Source organism: Bradyrhizobium sediminis (genome assembly GCF_018736085.1).
Lineage (GTDB): Bacteria > Pseudomonadota > Alphaproteobacteria > Rhizobiales > Xanthobacteraceae > Bradyrhizobium > Bradyrhizobium sediminis.
Window position 1 is genome coordinate 4,005,010 of the sequence record NZ_CP076134.1, and the last position, 15,694, is coordinate 4,020,703.

The 15,694-nt window shown below is 62.7% G+C and carries 13 protein-coding genes; 1 reads left to right on the forward strand and 12 read right to left on the reverse strand.

Annotation, left to right across the window (positions count from 1 at the left end):
- Positions 1–8 precede the first annotated feature (8 nt).
- The 5 genes from cnbZ to KMZ29_RS19270 form a co-directional block, all read right to left on the reverse strand.
- The gene (gene cnbZ / locus KMZ29_RS19250) at positions 9–752 is read right to left on the reverse strand and encodes a 2-amino-5-chloromuconate deaminase CnbZ (RefSeq protein ID WP_215620705.1); all 744 of its coding nucleotides are present in this window, start codon (positions 750–752) and stop codon (positions 9–11) included.
- A 136-nt stretch (positions 753–888) separates the two neighbouring features.
- Positions 889–3,984 (reverse strand): MexW/MexI family multidrug efflux RND transporter permease subunit, encoded by a 3,096-nt coding sequence (locus KMZ29_RS19255; RefSeq protein ID WP_215620706.1) that lies wholly within the window; start codon positions 3,982–3,984, stop codon positions 889–891.
- 17 nt (positions 3,985–4,001) lie between these two features.
- Positions 4,002–5,195, reverse strand: a complete 1,194-nt coding sequence (locus KMZ29_RS19260) for an efflux RND transporter periplasmic adaptor subunit (RefSeq protein ID WP_215620707.1) — start codon at positions 5,193–5,195, stop codon at positions 4,002–4,004.
- Between the two features lies 1 nt (position 5,196).
- Positions 5,197–5,883, reverse strand: a complete 687-nt coding sequence (locus KMZ29_RS19265; RefSeq protein ID WP_215620708.1) for a TetR/AcrR family transcriptional regulator — start codon at positions 5,881–5,883, stop codon at positions 5,197–5,199.
- A gap of 117 nt (positions 5,884–6,000) precedes the next feature.
- Positions 6,001–6,138: a hypothetical protein gene (locus KMZ29_RS19270; protein ID WP_249779732.1), complete on the reverse strand. Its 138-nt coding sequence runs from the start codon at positions 6,136–6,138 to the stop codon at positions 6,001–6,003.
- 57 nt (positions 6,139–6,195) lie between these two features.
- On the opposite strand from KMZ29_RS19270, the gene KMZ29_RS19275 reads away from it, so the two are divergent.
- Entirely contained in the window at positions 6,196–7,416 is a 1,221-nt protein-coding gene (locus KMZ29_RS19275; RefSeq protein WP_215620709.1) for a cytochrome P450, read from the forward strand.
- Here the strand turns inward: KMZ29_RS19275 and KMZ29_RS19280 are convergent.
- From KMZ29_RS19280 to KMZ29_RS19310, 7 genes are all read right to left on the reverse strand, one after another.
- Positions 7,413–8,792: an adenylate/guanylate cyclase domain-containing protein gene (locus KMZ29_RS19280; protein WP_215620710.1), complete on the reverse strand. Its 1,380-nt coding sequence runs from the start codon at positions 8,790–8,792 to the stop codon at positions 7,413–7,415. The genes KMZ29_RS19275 and KMZ29_RS19280 overlap by 4 nt on opposite strands.
- Before the next feature lie 13 nt (positions 8,793–8,805).
- A complete protein-coding gene (locus tag KMZ29_RS19285) occupies positions 8,806–9,063 on the reverse strand; it encodes a hypothetical protein (protein ID WP_215620711.1) in 258 nt (85 codons plus the stop codon).
- A 131-nt stretch (positions 9,064–9,194) separates the two neighbouring features.
- Positions 9,195–9,872, reverse strand: coding sequence for a nitroreductase (locus KMZ29_RS19290; protein WP_215620712.1), 678 nt, complete (start codon positions 9,870–9,872; stop codon positions 9,195–9,197).
- Between the two features lie 120 nt (positions 9,873–9,992).
- On the reverse strand, positions 9,993–10,880 hold the full coding sequence (yghU, locus tag KMZ29_RS19295) for a glutathione-dependent disulfide-bond oxidoreductase (protein WP_215620713.1): 888 nt from the start codon (positions 10,878–10,880) through the stop codon (positions 9,993–9,995).
- Between the two features lie 171 nt (positions 10,881–11,051).
- Positions 11,052–12,419, reverse strand: coding sequence for a vWA domain-containing protein (locus tag KMZ29_RS19300; RefSeq protein WP_215620714.1), 1,368 nt, complete (start codon positions 12,417–12,419; stop codon positions 11,052–11,054).
- A 1,033-nt stretch (positions 12,420–13,452) separates the two neighbouring features.
- Complete coding sequence (locus tag KMZ29_RS19305) at positions 13,453–14,298, reverse strand: VOC family protein (RefSeq protein ID WP_215620715.1); 846 nt, start codon at positions 14,296–14,298, stop codon at positions 13,453–13,455.
- Complete coding sequence (locus KMZ29_RS19310; RefSeq protein WP_215620716.1) at positions 14,295–15,554, reverse strand: Glu/Leu/Phe/Val family dehydrogenase; 1,260 nt, start codon at positions 15,552–15,554, stop codon at positions 14,295–14,297. Before KMZ29_RS19310 ends, KMZ29_RS19305 begins: the two co-directional genes overlap by 4 nt.
- Between the last annotated feature and the right edge of the window lie 140 nt (positions 15,555–15,694).

Here is a 15,694-nt window from a genome sequence, read left to right on the forward strand (position 1 = left end):
GCAGGCGGCTAAATCACGATCTCCCGCATCACGCGGCGGCAGTCCATCTCGTATTCGAGGTCGACCACCGGCGGCCTGGCAAAGTGCCAGATCAGGCCGGAGCGCATCACGCCGCGGCGGACCAGTTCGTCAGCGATCACCGGATGGAAGTCGTGCACGGTGTAAGCCTGTGCTGCGGTGGTGTCCTTCCAGCCGAACCCGAAGGCGGCGAGTCGGCTCTCCATCGATCCCACGGTGAAGCGGACTTTTTCCTTCAAGCCATCCGGGCTGAGGTCACGGTAGCGCACGGTGCGTTCGGAATAGGTTCCGGGCCCGTCGCGCGATTCGGCGCCGCCGGCGATGACGAAGGTCGGCGTGGTTGTCTTGCTCGGGCGCGTGAAGGAGAAGGCATAGAATGACGGCTCGGCCGGCGGATCGATTTCCGGACAGACATTGCTGCGCGCCACCGGATTGGTTGACCCGTCGAACAGACCCCACTCCCCCAGCGTCTTGACATAGTGCTGGTTGAATTTCAGGAATCCGTCTTCGGTAAATGCCGCCGGCGAGCGCAACTCGCAGGCGCAAAACGATGTCAGCGGCCTTCCCGCCGCCTCGATATACTTTTTGATCAGCGCAAAGCCTTCGGCCAGCGGCGGCATCTTGTCGAAGCGCACGCGCTCGACCTCAAAGCCGGGGTTGGCCGCGGCGCCGCTCGAATATTGAAACACCGCCGGAATGAACCGGTAATTGCCGGCCGGAAAGTCACGCGTCATGTCAGCTCCCCGATTTTCTTATTCTGGTTGCATGCGGACGCCCTTGGCGCCGTTGAGCAGGGAAAATAGCACGAGGTAAAACGAAAGCGACAGCGGCCGTCAGGTCCGCTGTCGCACAACAACCCATGACCTTCGCTCAGGTCGCCTTCAGCGCCTTCGAACCGACATCGAAATCTGCGATCTCCTTGGTCCGCTGCGAGTCGGCCTTGGCCCTGTGGTCGGTGGCGAGCGACACATAGACCGCCGGCAGCACGAACAGGGTGAACAGCGTGCCGATCGACATGCCCGCGACGACCACCAGACCGATCGAGAACCGGCTCGCCGCCCCCGCGCCGGTGGCAGTCAGGAGCGGGATCAAGCCGGTCACCATCGCCGCCGTCGTCATCAGGATCGGCCGCAGCCGAATGCGGGCCGACATTTCAATGGCGGAGCGCCGGTCGAGGCCCTCATTGAGCTGCAGCTCGTTGGCGAACTCGACCATCAGGATGCCGTGCTTGGTAATCAGGCCGACCAGAGTGAGCAATCCGACCTGGGTGTAGATGTTCATGGTCGCCATCCCGAAGAACAGCGGGATCAGCGCGCCGACGATCGCCATGGGCACGCTGATCATGATCACCAGCGGATCCCGCAGGCTCTCGAACTGCGCTGCCAGCACCAGGAAGATGATGATCAGCGCGAAACCGAAGGTGATCGCAAGCTGATTGCCTTCCTGCACATATTGGCGGCTATCGGCGAGGAAGGCGTGGCTGAAGCCGGCCGGCAGCTTCTTCGCCTCACCCTCGAGGAAGTCCACGGCCTGCCCGACCGTCACCCCCGGCATCGGCACCGCCTGGAAGGTCGAGGAATTCAGCTGGTTGTAATGCGTCAGCGAGTTGGGCGTGGTGGCGGTCTCGATCGACACGATGGTCGACAGCGGGACCAACTGACCGGTGTTGGTCGGCACGTAGAAACCGCCGAGCGATTCCGGCGACAGCCGCAGGCCGCGCGGCACCTGCGGGATCACCTGATAGGAACGCCCTTCGAGATTGAAGCGGTTGACGTAATTGCCGCCAAGCAGGGTCGACAGCGTATTGCCGACCTGCTGCATGTTGATGCCGAGATTGCTCGCCTTCGAGCGGTCGATCTTGATCCGCACCGTCGGTTGATTGAAGTCGAGATCGCTGTCGGAGACGATGAACAGGCCGCTCTTGCGCGCGGCGTCCTTCAGCTTCGCCATCTGTTCATAGACGGTCTGGAAGCCGGCGGTGGTGTTGATCACCATCTGGATCGGCAGGCCGCCCGGTCCGCCCGGCAACGGCGGCAGGTTGAACGCAAAGGCGTTGACGCCTTCGATCTTGCTCAATTGCGCCTGCACCAGCGGTTTCAGCTTGATCGAGGAGCGCTCGCGCTCGTCCCACGGCTTCAAGAGCATGCCGGCGATGCCGCCTTGCGGGCCGTTGATTCCGTTCAGCACGAAGCGAAGATCGGTCTCCGGGAAGCTCGCGAACACCTTGTCGAGCTTCTCGCCGTAGAAATCCGTATAGTCGATGTTGGCGTATTTCGGCGCCTTGGTCACCGCGAACACGATGCCCTGATCCTCCTCCGGCGCCAGTTCCTTCGAGGTGTTCGCGTAGAGGAACCCGACCAGCCCGAGGATCGTCAGCGCGAACAGCCCGGTGATCGGGCGATAGTCGAGCGAACGGTCGAGCTTGCGGCCGTACCAGCGCGTCATCGCGCCGAACACCCGGTTCACCTGCTTGGCGAAGCGTCCCTCTTCGGCGCTCTTCAGGAAGACCGAGCACATCATCGGCGACAACGTCAGCGCGATCACGCCGGACACGATCACCGAGCCCGCCAGGGTAAAGGCGAATTCGCGGAACAGCGAACCGGTAAGACCGCCGAGGAATCCGATCGGCGCATAGACCGCAGCCAGCGTGATCGTCATCGAGATCACGGGGCCGACGATTTCGCGCGCGCCCTGCAGCGACGCCTGCACCGGCGTCTTGCCCTCCTCGAGATGGCGATGGATGTTCTCCACCACCACGATGGCGTCGTCGACCACGAGTCCGATCGCCAGCACCATCGCCAGCAGCGTCAGAAGATTGATACTGAAGCCCATCACCAGCATCAGGCTGCAGACGCCGACCAGCGACAGCGGGATCGTCACCACCGGAATCACGACCGAGCGGAACGAGGCCAGGAACAGGAAGATCACCACCACGACGATCAGCACCGCCTCGCCCAGGGTCTTCGCGACCTCGTCGATCGACGACTGGATGAACCGGGTGGAATCGTAGGCCACCTTCATCTTCATCGATGGCGGCAAGTTGCGCTCGAGTTCCGGAAACAGTGCGCGGACGCCCTTGACCAGCGTCAGCGGGTTGCCCTGCGGGGTCGCCTGTACGCCGATGAAGATCGCGTGTTCGCCGTTGAAGGCAACGCTCGCATCCGAACTCTGCGCCGCCAGTTCGACGGTCGCAATATCCTCCAGCCGCACGATACCGCCGTCCCTCGACTTGACGATCATGTTCTTGAACTGGTCGAGACTGCGCAGATCGGTATTGGTCGTAACGTTGGATACGATGAAGTAACCCTTGGCCTGTCCGGCCGCGGCCTGGAAGTTGTTGGCGGCGATCGCCAGCGAAACGTCGCTCGGCGAGATGTTGCGGCCCGCCATCTTGACCGGATCGAGCCACAGCCGCATCGCAAAGGTCTGTCCGCCGAGGATATCGGCGGACGCCACGCCGTCGACCGTCGACAGCACGGGCTGCACGACGCGCGTGAGGTAGTCCGAGATCGCCGATCCCGACAATTCCTCGCTGGAGAAGCCGAGATACATCACGGCCGTGGTCTGGCCGGTGGTCTTGGTGACGATCGGGTCGTTCGATTCCTTCGGGATCAGGTATTTGACCGAGTTCACCTTGGCGAGCACTTCGGTCAGCGCCTGGTTCGGGTCGAAATTCAGCTTGATGAAGACCTGAATCGTGCTGGTGCCCTGCACCGAGGACGAGGTGATGTAGTCGACGCCTTCGGCGGAGGCCACCGCCTGCTCGATCGGCGTGGTGATGAAGCCCTGGATCAAATCCGCCGACGCGCCGGGATAGACGGTCGTGATGTTGACCACCGTATTCGACAGCTTCGGATACTGTCGGATCGGCAGGCTGGTCGCCGCGCGGAAGCCGATCAGGAGGATCAGCAGGCTGACGACGACCGACAGGACCGGCCGCTTGATGAAGATATCGGTTAAGGCCATTGCGATGGTCTCGCTTGTCAGTAGCGCGGCGGCTGCGCGGGCATCGGGGGCACCGGATCGGTGGAGATGGTGACGGCCGATCCGGACTGCAGCTTGAGCTGGCCGACCGCGACGACGCGGTCTCCGGCCTTCAATCCCTTCAGGATCTCGGCCCGGCCGTCCACCCGGTTGCCAACCTGCACGAAGGTGCGCACCGCGCTCAGGCTGGTCTTGCCATCGTCCTCTTTTTTCTCGGTCAGCAGGTACACCGAATCTCCGTACAGCGTGTAGTCGACCGCCGTTTCAGGAACGGTGACGACCGCCGGCTTGTCCGGCAATACGATGGTGGTGGTCGCGAACATGCCGGGCTTCAGGATACGATCGGGATTGGCGATCGTCGCCTGAACGCGGATGTTGCGCGTGTCGGTGGCGATCTGCGGTTCGATGGTCGTGATCTTGCCTTCGAACTTGCGGCCCGGATAGGCATCGACCGCGATACGAACGGTCTGGCCGACCTGCAACTGGGCGCTGTCCTTCTCGGTCACGGTGAAGTTCGCATACAGCGTCGACAGATCGGTCAGTGACACGATCTGGGTGCCCGCGGTGAGGAACTGTCCGACTTCGACCTTGCGGACGCCGAGTTCGCCGTCGAACGGCGCGCGCACCAGCTTCTGCGAGATGATCGCCTGGGTCTTGGCGATGCCGGCGTTGGCCTGGTCATAGGCCGCCTGCGCGGCATCCACCGTCGCCTGCGGGCTGAACTGGCGCGAGGCAAGCTGCTTGGCGCGCTCCAGCGTCAGCTGTGCTACCGTGGCCTGGGCCTTGAAGCTTGCCAGATCGCCCTGATCGGGGCCGTCGAACAACTGCACCAGCGGCGTGCCTGATGTCACGGTCGAGCCGGCGGTGAACAGGATGTCGGTGATGCGGCCGTTGACGTCGGAGGTGACGTTGACCTGATGCACGGCGGCGAGATCGCCGACCGCCGTCAGCAGATTCGGAATGACTTCCGACTTCGCTTCCGCAACGCTGACCGCAACCGGCGGCGGCTTGTTGTTGGCGAAGAACTGCGCGATCATCTTGCTTCGGAAGGCGTTGAAGCCGACGAAGCCGCCGACCAGCAGCGTCAGCAGCAGCCCGACGATGATGAACCAGCGCAGCATCCGCACCGGACGCTTGTGCGGCTTCTCGACAATCGGCTTGCCGGAAATATTGGCTTCGGTCACAACGTTCATTTCATGCACCTTCTGCGGTTACCTTCTGCCCCGGAAGGAGCGACAGCTCGCGGTCCAGATGGGAGGCAATAGCGGTTTCGTTCAGTCCAATTCCACGGAGAATGAATTCGCAGACCTGACGCTCGAGATCGGCGGCGTTGGCATAGGTCAGGCAAGGAACCGTTGGCAGCCGCGACAGCGCCGCCATCAACACGGTGTGATGCGCAAACCAGAACAGGTTGAGCGGCACGCGTCCGATCCGTGTCGCGTCCCCCGCCGCCACTGCCCGCTCCAGCGACGCGGTGAATACGGGTCCGATCAAATCTCCGATCTTCTCATACAGCAGCCGCGCGAATTCTCCGTCGTCGAGTTGGCTGGTCATCATCAGCCTGAGACGCTGGGCTTCCTCCTGGTCGGGAAGGTCCGACGCATGCAGGAAGTGGTGAACCATGCCGCGGATCAGAACGACGAGCGTTTCCGTCGACGGCTCCAGCCCGAGCAGCTCATGCAAGGCGGGATCGGCCTCGCACTCTTCAGCCAGAATCTCCGCATAGAGCGCCGACTTCGTCGGGAAGTGCTTGAACAGCAAACCCTCCGAAATTGAGGCGGCCGCGGCGACGCTCTTGGTCGTGGTTCCGGCAAAGCCATGGCGCGCAAAGCAACGCTTGGCGGCGCTGAGGATCAGCTGCCGCCGCAGGTCGCTGGTCATGCGAAGTGGGGTGCGCAATGGGGTACTCATGGTTGTGAGTAAGCACTCACCCCCGTAAAAGTCAAGCATTTTGCTGCGGTGCACACGGATGCGTGAGATTCCGTTTCAGCCTCGGCTTCAGATCAGGTGGAACCCCAGCCTGCCGCGGACGCGGTTGACGATGAAGGTTCCGTCGCGGCTTGACAGCACCCGCTCCGGATTGGTGCTGTCGATCTTGACGCTGGCAAAGCGCGCGGGCGGGAGAATAGAGGCCACCGGATTTTGCGATAGAGCGAAAACGGCATAACGGGCTCGACCAAAGGGGATGGCAACATGAATGCGGACGCGCGGGAGCTGGCGGCAAGTTTCGATATCGAGAAGCTGACGCCCGAATTCTACGAAAACCCCTACCCGATCTATCGTGCACTGCGGGAGCACGAGCCGATCAAGCGCATGCCCAACGGCTCCTGGTTCCTGACCCGCTATGACGACCTCGTCAGCGCCTACAAGAGCACCAAGGTTTTCTCCTCCGACAAGAAGAAAGAGTTTTTCCCGAAATACGGCGATTCGCTGCTCTACGAGCACCACACCGCCAGCCTCGTCTTCAACGACCCGCCCGCGCACACCCGGGTGCGGCGGCTGATCATGGGCGCGCTGTCGCCGCGCGCCATCGCCTCCATGGAGCCGGACCTGATTGCGCTGGTGAACCGGTTGCTCGATACGATGGCCGGCAAGGGTAACGTCGATCTGATCGACGACTTTGCCTCGGCGATTCCCATCGAGGTGATCGGCAATCTGCTCGACGTGCCGCAGGACGAGCGCGGGCCGTTACGCGACTGGTCGCTGGCCATCCTCGGCGCGCTGGAGCCGGTGATCGGACCCGAGGCCTTTGCGCGCGGCAACAAGGCGGTGAAGGATTTTCTCGCCTATCTCGAAATCCTGGTCGCGCGGCGGCGCTCGAAACCCGGCAATCCCGAGCGAGACGTGCTGACCCGCTTGATCCAGGGCGAGGACAATGGCGAGCGCCTGACCGAGAAGGAGCTGCTGCACAACTGCATCTTCCTGCTCAACGCCGGGCACGAGACCACCACCAACCTGATCGGCAACGGGCTGGTGGCGCTGTCCGGCCATCCGGCCGAGAAAAAGCGGCTGATCGACAATCCAGATCTGATCAAAACCGCGGTCGAGGAAATCCTGCGCTTCGAAAGTTCGAACCAGCTCGGCAACCGCATGACCACCGAAGAGGTCGAACTCGGCGGCGTCACCCTGGCCCCCGACACCTCGGTGACGCTGTGCATCGGGGCTGCCAACCGCGACCCCGCGCAATTCGTCGACCCCGAAACCTTCGACATCGGCCGCGCACCGAACCGGCATCTCGCTTTCGCTACCGGCGCGCATCAATGCGCCGGGATGGCGCTGGCGCGGCTCGAAGGCGCGATCGCGATCTCGCGATTCCTGGCCCGGTTTCCGGATTACGCGCTGGACGGCGCACCGGTGCGCGGCGGCCGCGCTCGGTTTCGTGGATTCCTGCGCGTGCCGTGCGCGGTCGGCTAGGGAAGTTCAGCCGCCGATGCCATCTGCCAGCGCCGAACCTCCAGCCGGCTGCGCCGGCCTTTCACGGAAATGACTTCAGCCGCACCGAATTCCCCATCGCCGGCAGCTGTCACGGTTTCCGCGTCGGCGACGATCTCGCCCCGTGAAGCGGCTGCGCACAGACGCGCAGCGAGGTTCACGGTATCGCCAATGATCGTGAAATCCATCCGGTCGGCAGGCCCGATAGTGCCGGAAATCACCTCGCCCGTATAGATGCCGATGCCGACGCCGCGCGGCAGATTGGCCTGGTCCAGCAGGCCCAGCGCCTCGCGTGCCGCGCTGATGGCGCGCGCCTCTGCCCGCGCACCGTGGAAGCGCGCCAGAACCGCATCGCCGATCAGCTTGTCGACATCGCCGCCTGCGCGCGTGATCGCACCGACCACGATGGTCATCGATTGGTTGAGAAAATGAACCACTTGTTCCGGTCCATTGGCCTCCGCGAATGACGTGAAGTCGCGAATATCGGAATAGAGAATGGTGCAGCGCGTTCGGCTCGAAGCGATGCCGCCGCCCACGCTGACCGCGTCATGCACCGCCTGGGATGCCGCGCCCGATAGCAGCCGTTCGAGACGTGTGCGCAAGTCAGCTACCAGCGCGGCCCGGTTGTTGATGTTTTTCTGCGCCAGCACGACCAGGCGCGTCATCCCAAGCATCAGTACGATCAGAATGACGCTCGGCACGCCGGCGGCAGCGATACTTGCACGCCAGAGCAGCGCATTCAGGTGGCTGACGGGCTCGTATAATTCGAAGATCACCGGTGATCCATCGGGCACGGCAACCAGGACATAGAGCTCATACAGCGCCGATCCGTCCGGGGCTGTCTTATATACTGCCGTGCTGGCCCCGCGCTCTGCGGCCGCTACGAATGCCCGGCTGCGGTCTTCCATTCCAATCTGGCTGCCATCCGTCGAATACTGGATGACTCCGCGGGAAGAATAGATCTTCAGATGCGTGAGGTCGAGTTCGCGTACTTCGCGGGTCAATTCGGCAAGCAGCGTCTGGCCAACGGCCTCGCCATAGACCGACGCTGGCGCCTCGCCGCGCTTGAGGCGGCGCCAATGATCCGGGGCTACTTCGGTCATCGCGCGGTCGATGACCTGCGCACGCCGTGTCGCCTGTTCAAGATAAAGTCCTTCGGCCAGTTGACGCGCGCCAACACCAGTCAGGAAAGCCGACAAGACCAGCAGGATCAGAAGTCCGGGGACGATGTAGCGCAGGAACAGGCGAAGCAGGGGATAAGGCTGATCGAAAGAATGCGTATTCATGACCAGCTGCTGTCCAAGCGATATTTTAATAATTTTCGTGCTCTTGAGCTGCTTTGTCTTGATGCAGATCAACGGCGGGAGCCACTTACGGAGGCGCGATCCTTTTCATCGCTTCCTCAAGACTTGACAATGACAGGAATATGCCTGTCCGAGCCGCCTTCTCCCATCTGGCGGCCGTCATCGTATGCGGTCCGGAGAAGGTGAATTCATCTGACACCGTAAGATTACCCCCGATCATCTCGTTGAAGCTGACGATGAGATTCCTCTCGCGGCTGTCGTCCCAGTCGGAAACAATCACGGCCACGGCTCCCGGCTTTGGCTTGACCGTGAACACCTCGAGCAAGCTGACCGCGAATATTCTCCGCGCTGGCCTCAACTATCATTTCTAGTCACGGCTGGTAGCGACCCAGCCTTACAGGCGTGAGCACGAAAGGCCGCGGGTAACGCACCCGCGGCCTTTCGTGGCGTCCGTGTCTAGTCCTGAAACCCGACATAGCGAACGAAATCGCGGTTCGGCTCGCGGTCGGACCTGACCGCGTTGGCCGCAAAATTGTCATCGGGATATCCCATCGCGACGCAGGTCATGATGACTTCATCCTCGGGAATATCGGCGACCTCGCGCACGATATCCGAGCGCATGATGCCCTGGCCGTTAATGACCGAGCCGAGGCCACGGTCCCAGGCGGCCAGCACGATGCCGTAGCAGAGCGCGCCGAGGTCGAAGTGGCACACCGCGCCGGGATCGAGGATTTTGTCGTAGGTCAGGACCAGCGAGACCGGCGCATCGAACTGCCGGAATCCGCGCAACACCCAGTCCTGCCGCATCGGCTTGTCGTCGCGCGCAATTCCCATCGCGCCGAACAGCTTCTTGGCAATGTCGACCTGCCTGCCGCGGTGCACGCCCTGATATTCGCCATGCGAAACGATGTCGCGCTTTGGCTGGGCGCCGGCCAGCATCTCTTCCATATTGCGCCGGCGGACTACTTCCAGCGGGTCTCCGGTCAGGACATGCACATGCCAGGGCTGGGTGTTCATCGACGACGGCGCGCGCTTGGCGACCTCGATGATTTCCTCGATCACGGCGCGCGGCACCGGCTGATCCCTGAAACCGCGCACACTCCGGCGCGTGTTGACGAGTTCTTCAAAATCCATTTCGGGGTATTCCTGCGTTAGGCGGGGCGGCGGGCGTCTATCTATCGAATACATTTAATCCGGAAAGCGGACATTCCTGCAAGGGCAAGCCCCCCGTCAGACCACCGGGCGGTGTCGCCGCTATGCGCCCGCGGCGGCCTGGCTGGCCGCGAGCTTGTCCTGCGTCCTAGTTTCGAAATCGCCGGCGTCGTGGCGTTCGTGCAACTGGCTCGAGGGCTCGCCCCAGGTGCGGTTGACCATGCGGCCGCGCTGCACGGCCGGGCGTTTGGCGATGGCGTCGGTCCAGCGCTGCACGTTCTTGTACTCCTGCACGGAAAGAAATTCCGCCGCGCCGTAGAGCACGCCCTTCGCCAGACTGCCGTACCAGGGCCAGATGGCGATGTCCGCGATCGTATAATCGCAGCCTGCCACATACTCGTTGTCCGCCAGCCGCCGGTCGAGCACGTCGAGCTGGCGCTTCACCTCCATCGCGAAACGGTCGATGGCGTATTCGATCTTGGTCGGCGCGTAGGCGTAGAAGTGCCCGAACCCGCCGCCGAGATAGGGCGCAGCTCCCATCTGCCAGAACAGCCACGACAGGCATTCGGCGCGGGCCGCAGCATCGGTCGGCAGTAACGCCCCGAACTTCTCCGCGAGGTGCATCAGGATGGCGCCGGACTCGAATACCCGGATCGGCTTGGGCCCGCTGCGGTCCATCAGCGCCGGTATCTTGGAGTTCGGATTGACCGCGACGAACCCGCTGCCGAACTGATTGCCGTCGATCTTGATCAGCCAGGCGTCGTATTCCGCGCCCTTGTGACCGAGCGCCAGCAGCTCTTCCAGCATCACCGTGACCTTGACGCCGTTCGGCGTCGCCAGCGAATAAAGCTGCAGCGGATGGCGCCCGACCGGCAGCTCCTTGTCGTGGGTCGGTCCAGCGATCGGGCGGTTGATGCTGGCGAACCTGCCCCCGCTCTCCTTGTTCCAGGTCCAGACTTTCGGCGGCGTATAGGTGGCGGGATCGGTCATGCAATTGGCTCCGGGGGCGGACGAGGTCGTCAGCGCAACCGATATCACAGAGTTGGGGTTGTTATCGCAAGGGCCGGATGAGGCCCATGGAGACAATACCGGAATGCAGAAGGAGGCCGGCTCAAAACCACCATGCGGTGCGCGCCAATTCGCCGGGAGTGCTCGTCGCGACTATTTGGCGACGCGCAGCTTCGACAGCGATGTCCCGATCGAGTTGAAGGCCGAGACGGTCTGACTGGCTGACGTGACAAGGAAAAATTTGTCGGACGTACTGGCGCAGTATTGCAGAACCGCCGAGGTCGGATCGCCGCCGGTATTGACCTGGACGGTGTAGACCGTGATTCCCGCGGCCTTGGCGTTATCGCACAGGATCTTCTGGCGGACGTCGATCTGCGAGGCGTTGTTATACCAGCGGTTCTGCGTGTTCAGGCCGTCGGACAACAAGATGATGGCATCCTTGTAGGTATAGTTGGGATCCTTGGCGGGCGCATTGAACGGGGCTCCCGTGCCCAGCGTCATCCAGGCCCACGCCATGCCGATGCCCTGGTTGGTGTTGCCGGTCGGCTGCATGTCGTCGATCAGCTTCTTGAGCGCTCTCCAGTCGTAACTCAGCGGCATGACCGGCTGCAGGTAGGGATGATTGCCCTTCTTGCAGTACTTTCTGCCGCCGGAAATGTATTCCTCCGCGGGGAAAAGCGTTGCGCTGTTCGAAATCACCGGTGTGGTATTCATCGTATCGTAATTCTGATCGCGGTCGGTGACGCAGCCGGTCCAGGTATTGTGGTTCGACGGGTTCCAAGTCTTGCCGTGGGATACACACGAGCTTCGTGAATGGTAGTACGGGCTGTTGCAGCTGCCGTTCACCGCCTCCCAGTCGGCCCAGTCGATCCAGTCTCCCGCATAGCTCTTGGCATCGACATTGACGTCCTTGGCGAACGGCACGATGGAGATATAGATATCGCCGTTCGTCTTGGCGAGCGCGCTGAGCTGATCGATCAGGCTCTTGGCCGCGGTCTGCATCGCCGGCATCTTTCCGTCCCACGCCATCGATCCGGTGTTGTCGAGCGCCATCGCCACCCGCATCCGCACACTGCCCCATGCCGAGGTCGAACTGGTGTTGAAGTTGATATTCGGGAAGCCGGCCACCTTCATGAATTCGGTGATCACGGCGCCGGATCCGTTGACCTGGATGGTCGAACCCTGGCTGGAGCTGGCCGTATGGGTCGCACTGATCGCGACGGACCTGGCGTCCGTATTGGTGAAGAGCGCGGCGAAATAGGTCTGCGCCTTCGCATTGATCTCGCTGGTTGTGATTCTTCCGTCGGACAGATCTTTCGCCAGCATCAGCGCCGTTGAATCGAGGGCTACCTGCATCGACGAGCGCGCATTGTTGGCGCGGGTATAGTCGATCGCAGCACCCATGAAGCTGAGCAGGGGTACCAGCGAGATGGCAAAGATCGCCGCGATGTTACCCTTGTCGCATTCAAGGAACCGGGCGGAAGCTCGTCGTGCGGACAATAACAAAGAGGAAAAATTCATGGCGCCAGGGCCTCGACCGGAAAATGCCTGGCCATGTCGTAGCGGGCGGCTGTAAAATTTGCCTAAAAATTGTCCAAAGAGCCTCAATCATGGAAAATGAAACCTTACTCCCCTTACGGGGGAGAGCTAGGGAGGGGGTAGCGGCAACGGCAGCGCTCGTGGCGTGCATCCCAGCGTTCGCGAGGACGACGGAGATCGGGCCGGTTGCTGTGCCGCAGCGCGCAGCCTTGTTCTCAAAGTCGTCATCGCCGCCATCGGGTATTTCGACGGGGGCACCCAGCGCGCACGCCGCCGGCTGCGTGCCCTAATAGCATCGCATGATATTGACGGCTTGCTCTCTGCCGTTGCGTCCCGGAACCGTTACGGTCTCCGCGGAGCAGCTCTGCACATAGGGTCGTTCAGAAGGCGTGACAGCCGGCGGAAATCGATGCGACCAATCCCAGGGAACATCATAGGTGTAGGTGTAACGGATATCGCCCGATATCGGTTGTGTAGCACCTGCCATGGCTTCGCCATTCGATGGCCCGTAGAAGAAGCCCCCTGTTGCCGGCCACAGGGGCGCAATATTGTGTCTGCGGTGATGCCCGACTGACGGACGGGAAAACGAATGCGCCGAAGTAACCCCTCCACGTGGCGCGGCTCCCGACCGGGCGAATGTCTCGGTCGCCGCAAGCATTAGCACTGCTAGGCTGAGGGGGCCGACGAACGCCCTATGCATTCTATACGCCATGGCACGCATCCATTCGTTGGTTGAGCAGCCCCCAAAGGCACGCTAGGCCGGACTTCTCGTGCCCACAAACGCATAATTAATTGTTAGTTAAGGCGTAATATTAACAGAGAGCGCCAATCCGGTTCCCGACGATGTTGCAGCGCGGCGTGTCAGACCGGCGCCGATGCGGATGTAGCACGCGGAAGGCGGCAGGTTGAGAATGAAGCGTGTTCTATCGCCGTCATTGCGAGCGAAGCGAAGCAATCCAAAGGCCGCAAAGCAAGTCTGGATTGCTTCGCTTCGCTCGCAATGACGGGAAGAGCACTACGCCCCCCTCGCCGTCCGTTCGATCAGCAGCGTATGGATGCCGCAGGTGCCGGTGCGCACGCTCACCACCCTGGTGCCGGGCCGGCGGCCGGTGCGCACCTCCGATACGTCGACGCCCGATGCCATGAGCCGCGCGCGCACCGCGTCGACGTCGGCGACGCGCCAGCTCAGGCCCCATAACTTGTCGTGGGTCTGGTCGGCGCCCGCGACCGGCCGGCGCACCACCTCGACGGTGAGATCGCCGCAGCGGAAGAACATCAGCTGTCCCCAGTCCTGATGCGAGCGGTCGAGCGCCATGTCGAGACCCAGCCGCGCGCCGTAGAGCGCCGCGGCGCGCTCGGGATCCTCGGTCGAGACCACGACATGGTCGAGCCCCAGGATCGGCGCCTCCGCTATCGCGGCCGAGTGCGGGCGGTCCTGGGCGAGCTCGAGGAAGAACATCCGGACTCCCCGCGTCAGGTCGGTCGCCGCGCGGGTTCGCTTCCAGCGCAACGTCCCGCCCGTTTCCAGGTCGCGGCTCTCGACCTCGGCCACCGGATCCGGCTTCAGCGCCAGACGATCGAGCCGGCGGTACATCTTCCCGATGTCGCCGACGCGGAAGCAGATGCTGGCAAGCCCCTCGCCCCAGATCCTGATCACGGTGCGGATGCGCTCGGCGGTCTCGGAGCTGCCTGCCGGCGCCATCAGCTCCAGCGACATGTTGTCGAGGGTGAACAGCACGGTCTCGGCGCCGTCGGTCTGGCTTCGCCAGGAAGGCGCACGCCCGAGCAGCAGTTCATAGGCTTTGGCGCCGGCCTTGATATCGGAAAGCAGAACGACGATGTGGTCGAGGCCGGTAATCACGGGAAAAGTCCTCTGATGTTCTTGCCGGCGCGGACCTTCTCCACGCCGATCGCCATCGCGGCGGTCCGATGCGGAATCTTGTCGACCCTGGCGCGCGTTACCATCTGGTCGAAGGCACGGTCGAGGATCTGATATTCACGCCGCGTTACCTCCTCCTCCTCCCAGAACAGCTGCTGCAGGTCCTGCACCCATTCGAAATAGCTGACGATGACGCCGCCGGCGTTGCAGAGGATATCCGGAATCACAAAGACTTCGTCCTGACGCTTTTCCAGCACGAGGTCGGCGTCGGGCGTGGTCGGACCATTGGCGCCTTCCGCCAGCACCCGGCATTTCAGGTTTGCCGCGACCTGCGCATCGATTACCCGTTCCATCGCCGCCGGCACCAGCACATCGCAGGGCAGCGCGAAGATTTGCGCGGGATCGAACTGCAACTGGTTGGAGAAGCCGGCGATGCTGCCATGCGTGCCGGCATGCCGCATCAGCGCGGGAATATCGAGTCCGGAGGGATCGTGCAGCGCGCCGGTGTGATCGCTGACGGCTATTACCTTGAGGCCGAACCTGTGCAACTCCAGTGCCGCATAGGAGCCGACATTGCCGAAACCCTGGATCACCGCGGTGGCGGTGCCGAGATTGATCGAAAGCTCGTTCAACACGCGCTTGGCGATGTGAGCGACGCCGCGCCCGGTGGCTTCCCGCCGTCCCAGCGTGCCGCCCGACGACACCGGCTTGCCGGTGACGATCTCGGTGACGGTGCGGCCCTGATACATCGAATAGGTGTCCATGAACCAGGCCATCACCTGCTCGTTGGTGCCCATGTCGGGCGCCATCACATCTGTGTGCGGACCGACGAACGGGATCATTTCCTGCATGTAGCGGCGCGACAATCCCTCCAGTTCGCGCTTGGAAAGCGTCGTCAGATCGACCCGGACGCCGCCCTTGGCGCCGCCGTAGGGCAAGCCCACCAGCGCACACTTCCAGCTCATCCAGATCGCCAGCGCCGCCACCTCGCCGATATCGACGCTGGGGGCAAAGCGGGTGCCGCCCTTGGTCGGGCCGAGGGTGAGGTGATGCTGCACCCGATAGCCCTCGAACACCGTAATCGAGCCGTCGTCGCGGTGGATCGGACAGGAGATGATGACCGCGCGTTTCGGCAGCAGCAGCCGGTCGCGCTCGTCAAAAGGGATCGACAGATGATTGGCGATCACCCCGAACTGCTCGGCCGCCATGTCGAACACCGGACCGGAATAGACGGACATCGTTTCCCACCCCATTTGTCTTGCCACCGGGAACCCGGAGCCGGCACGGGCCGTTAGCCAGGCTGCACGCCGACGACGCCTGGGGACGGTCGTAGTCCGGCCATATGGTTATCTCAAGCGATTAAGGCGGCAAGCTTGCG

Coding starts and splice junctions, on each gene's coding strand:
- KMZ29_RS19300 (WP_215620714.1), bottom strand. CDS start 12,419: ATGAATTTTTCCTCTTTGTTATTGTCCGCACGACGAGCTTCCGCCCGG.
- KMZ29_RS19260 (WP_215620707.1), bottom strand. CDS start 5,195: ATGAACGTTGTGACCGAAGCCAATATTTCCGGCAAGCCGATTGTCGAG.
- KMZ29_RS19310 (WP_215620716.1), bottom strand. CDS start 15,554: ATGTCCGTCTATTCCGGTCCGGTGTTCGACATGGCGGCCGAGCAGTTC.
- yghU (WP_215620713.1), bottom strand. CDS start 10,880: ATGACCGATCCCGCCACCTATACGCCGCCGAAAGTCTGGACCTGGAAC.
- KMZ29_RS19255 (WP_215620706.1), bottom strand. CDS start 3,984: ATGGCCTTAACCGATATCTTCATCAAGCGGCCGGTCCTGTCGGTCGTC.
- KMZ29_RS19290 (WP_215620712.1), bottom strand. CDS start 9,872: ATGGATTTTGAAGAACTCGTCAACACGCGCCGGAGTGTGCGCGGTTTC.
- KMZ29_RS19265 (WP_215620708.1), bottom strand. CDS start 5,883: ATGACCAGCGACCTGCGGCGGCAGCTGATCCTCAGCGCCGCCAAGCGT.
- KMZ29_RS19275 (WP_215620709.1), top strand. CDS start 6,196: ATGAATGCGGACGCGCGGGAGCTGGCGGCAAGTTTCGATATCGAGAAG.
- cnbZ (WP_215620705.1), bottom strand. CDS start 752: ATGACGCGTGACTTTCCGGCCGGCAATTACCGGTTCATTCCGGCGGTG.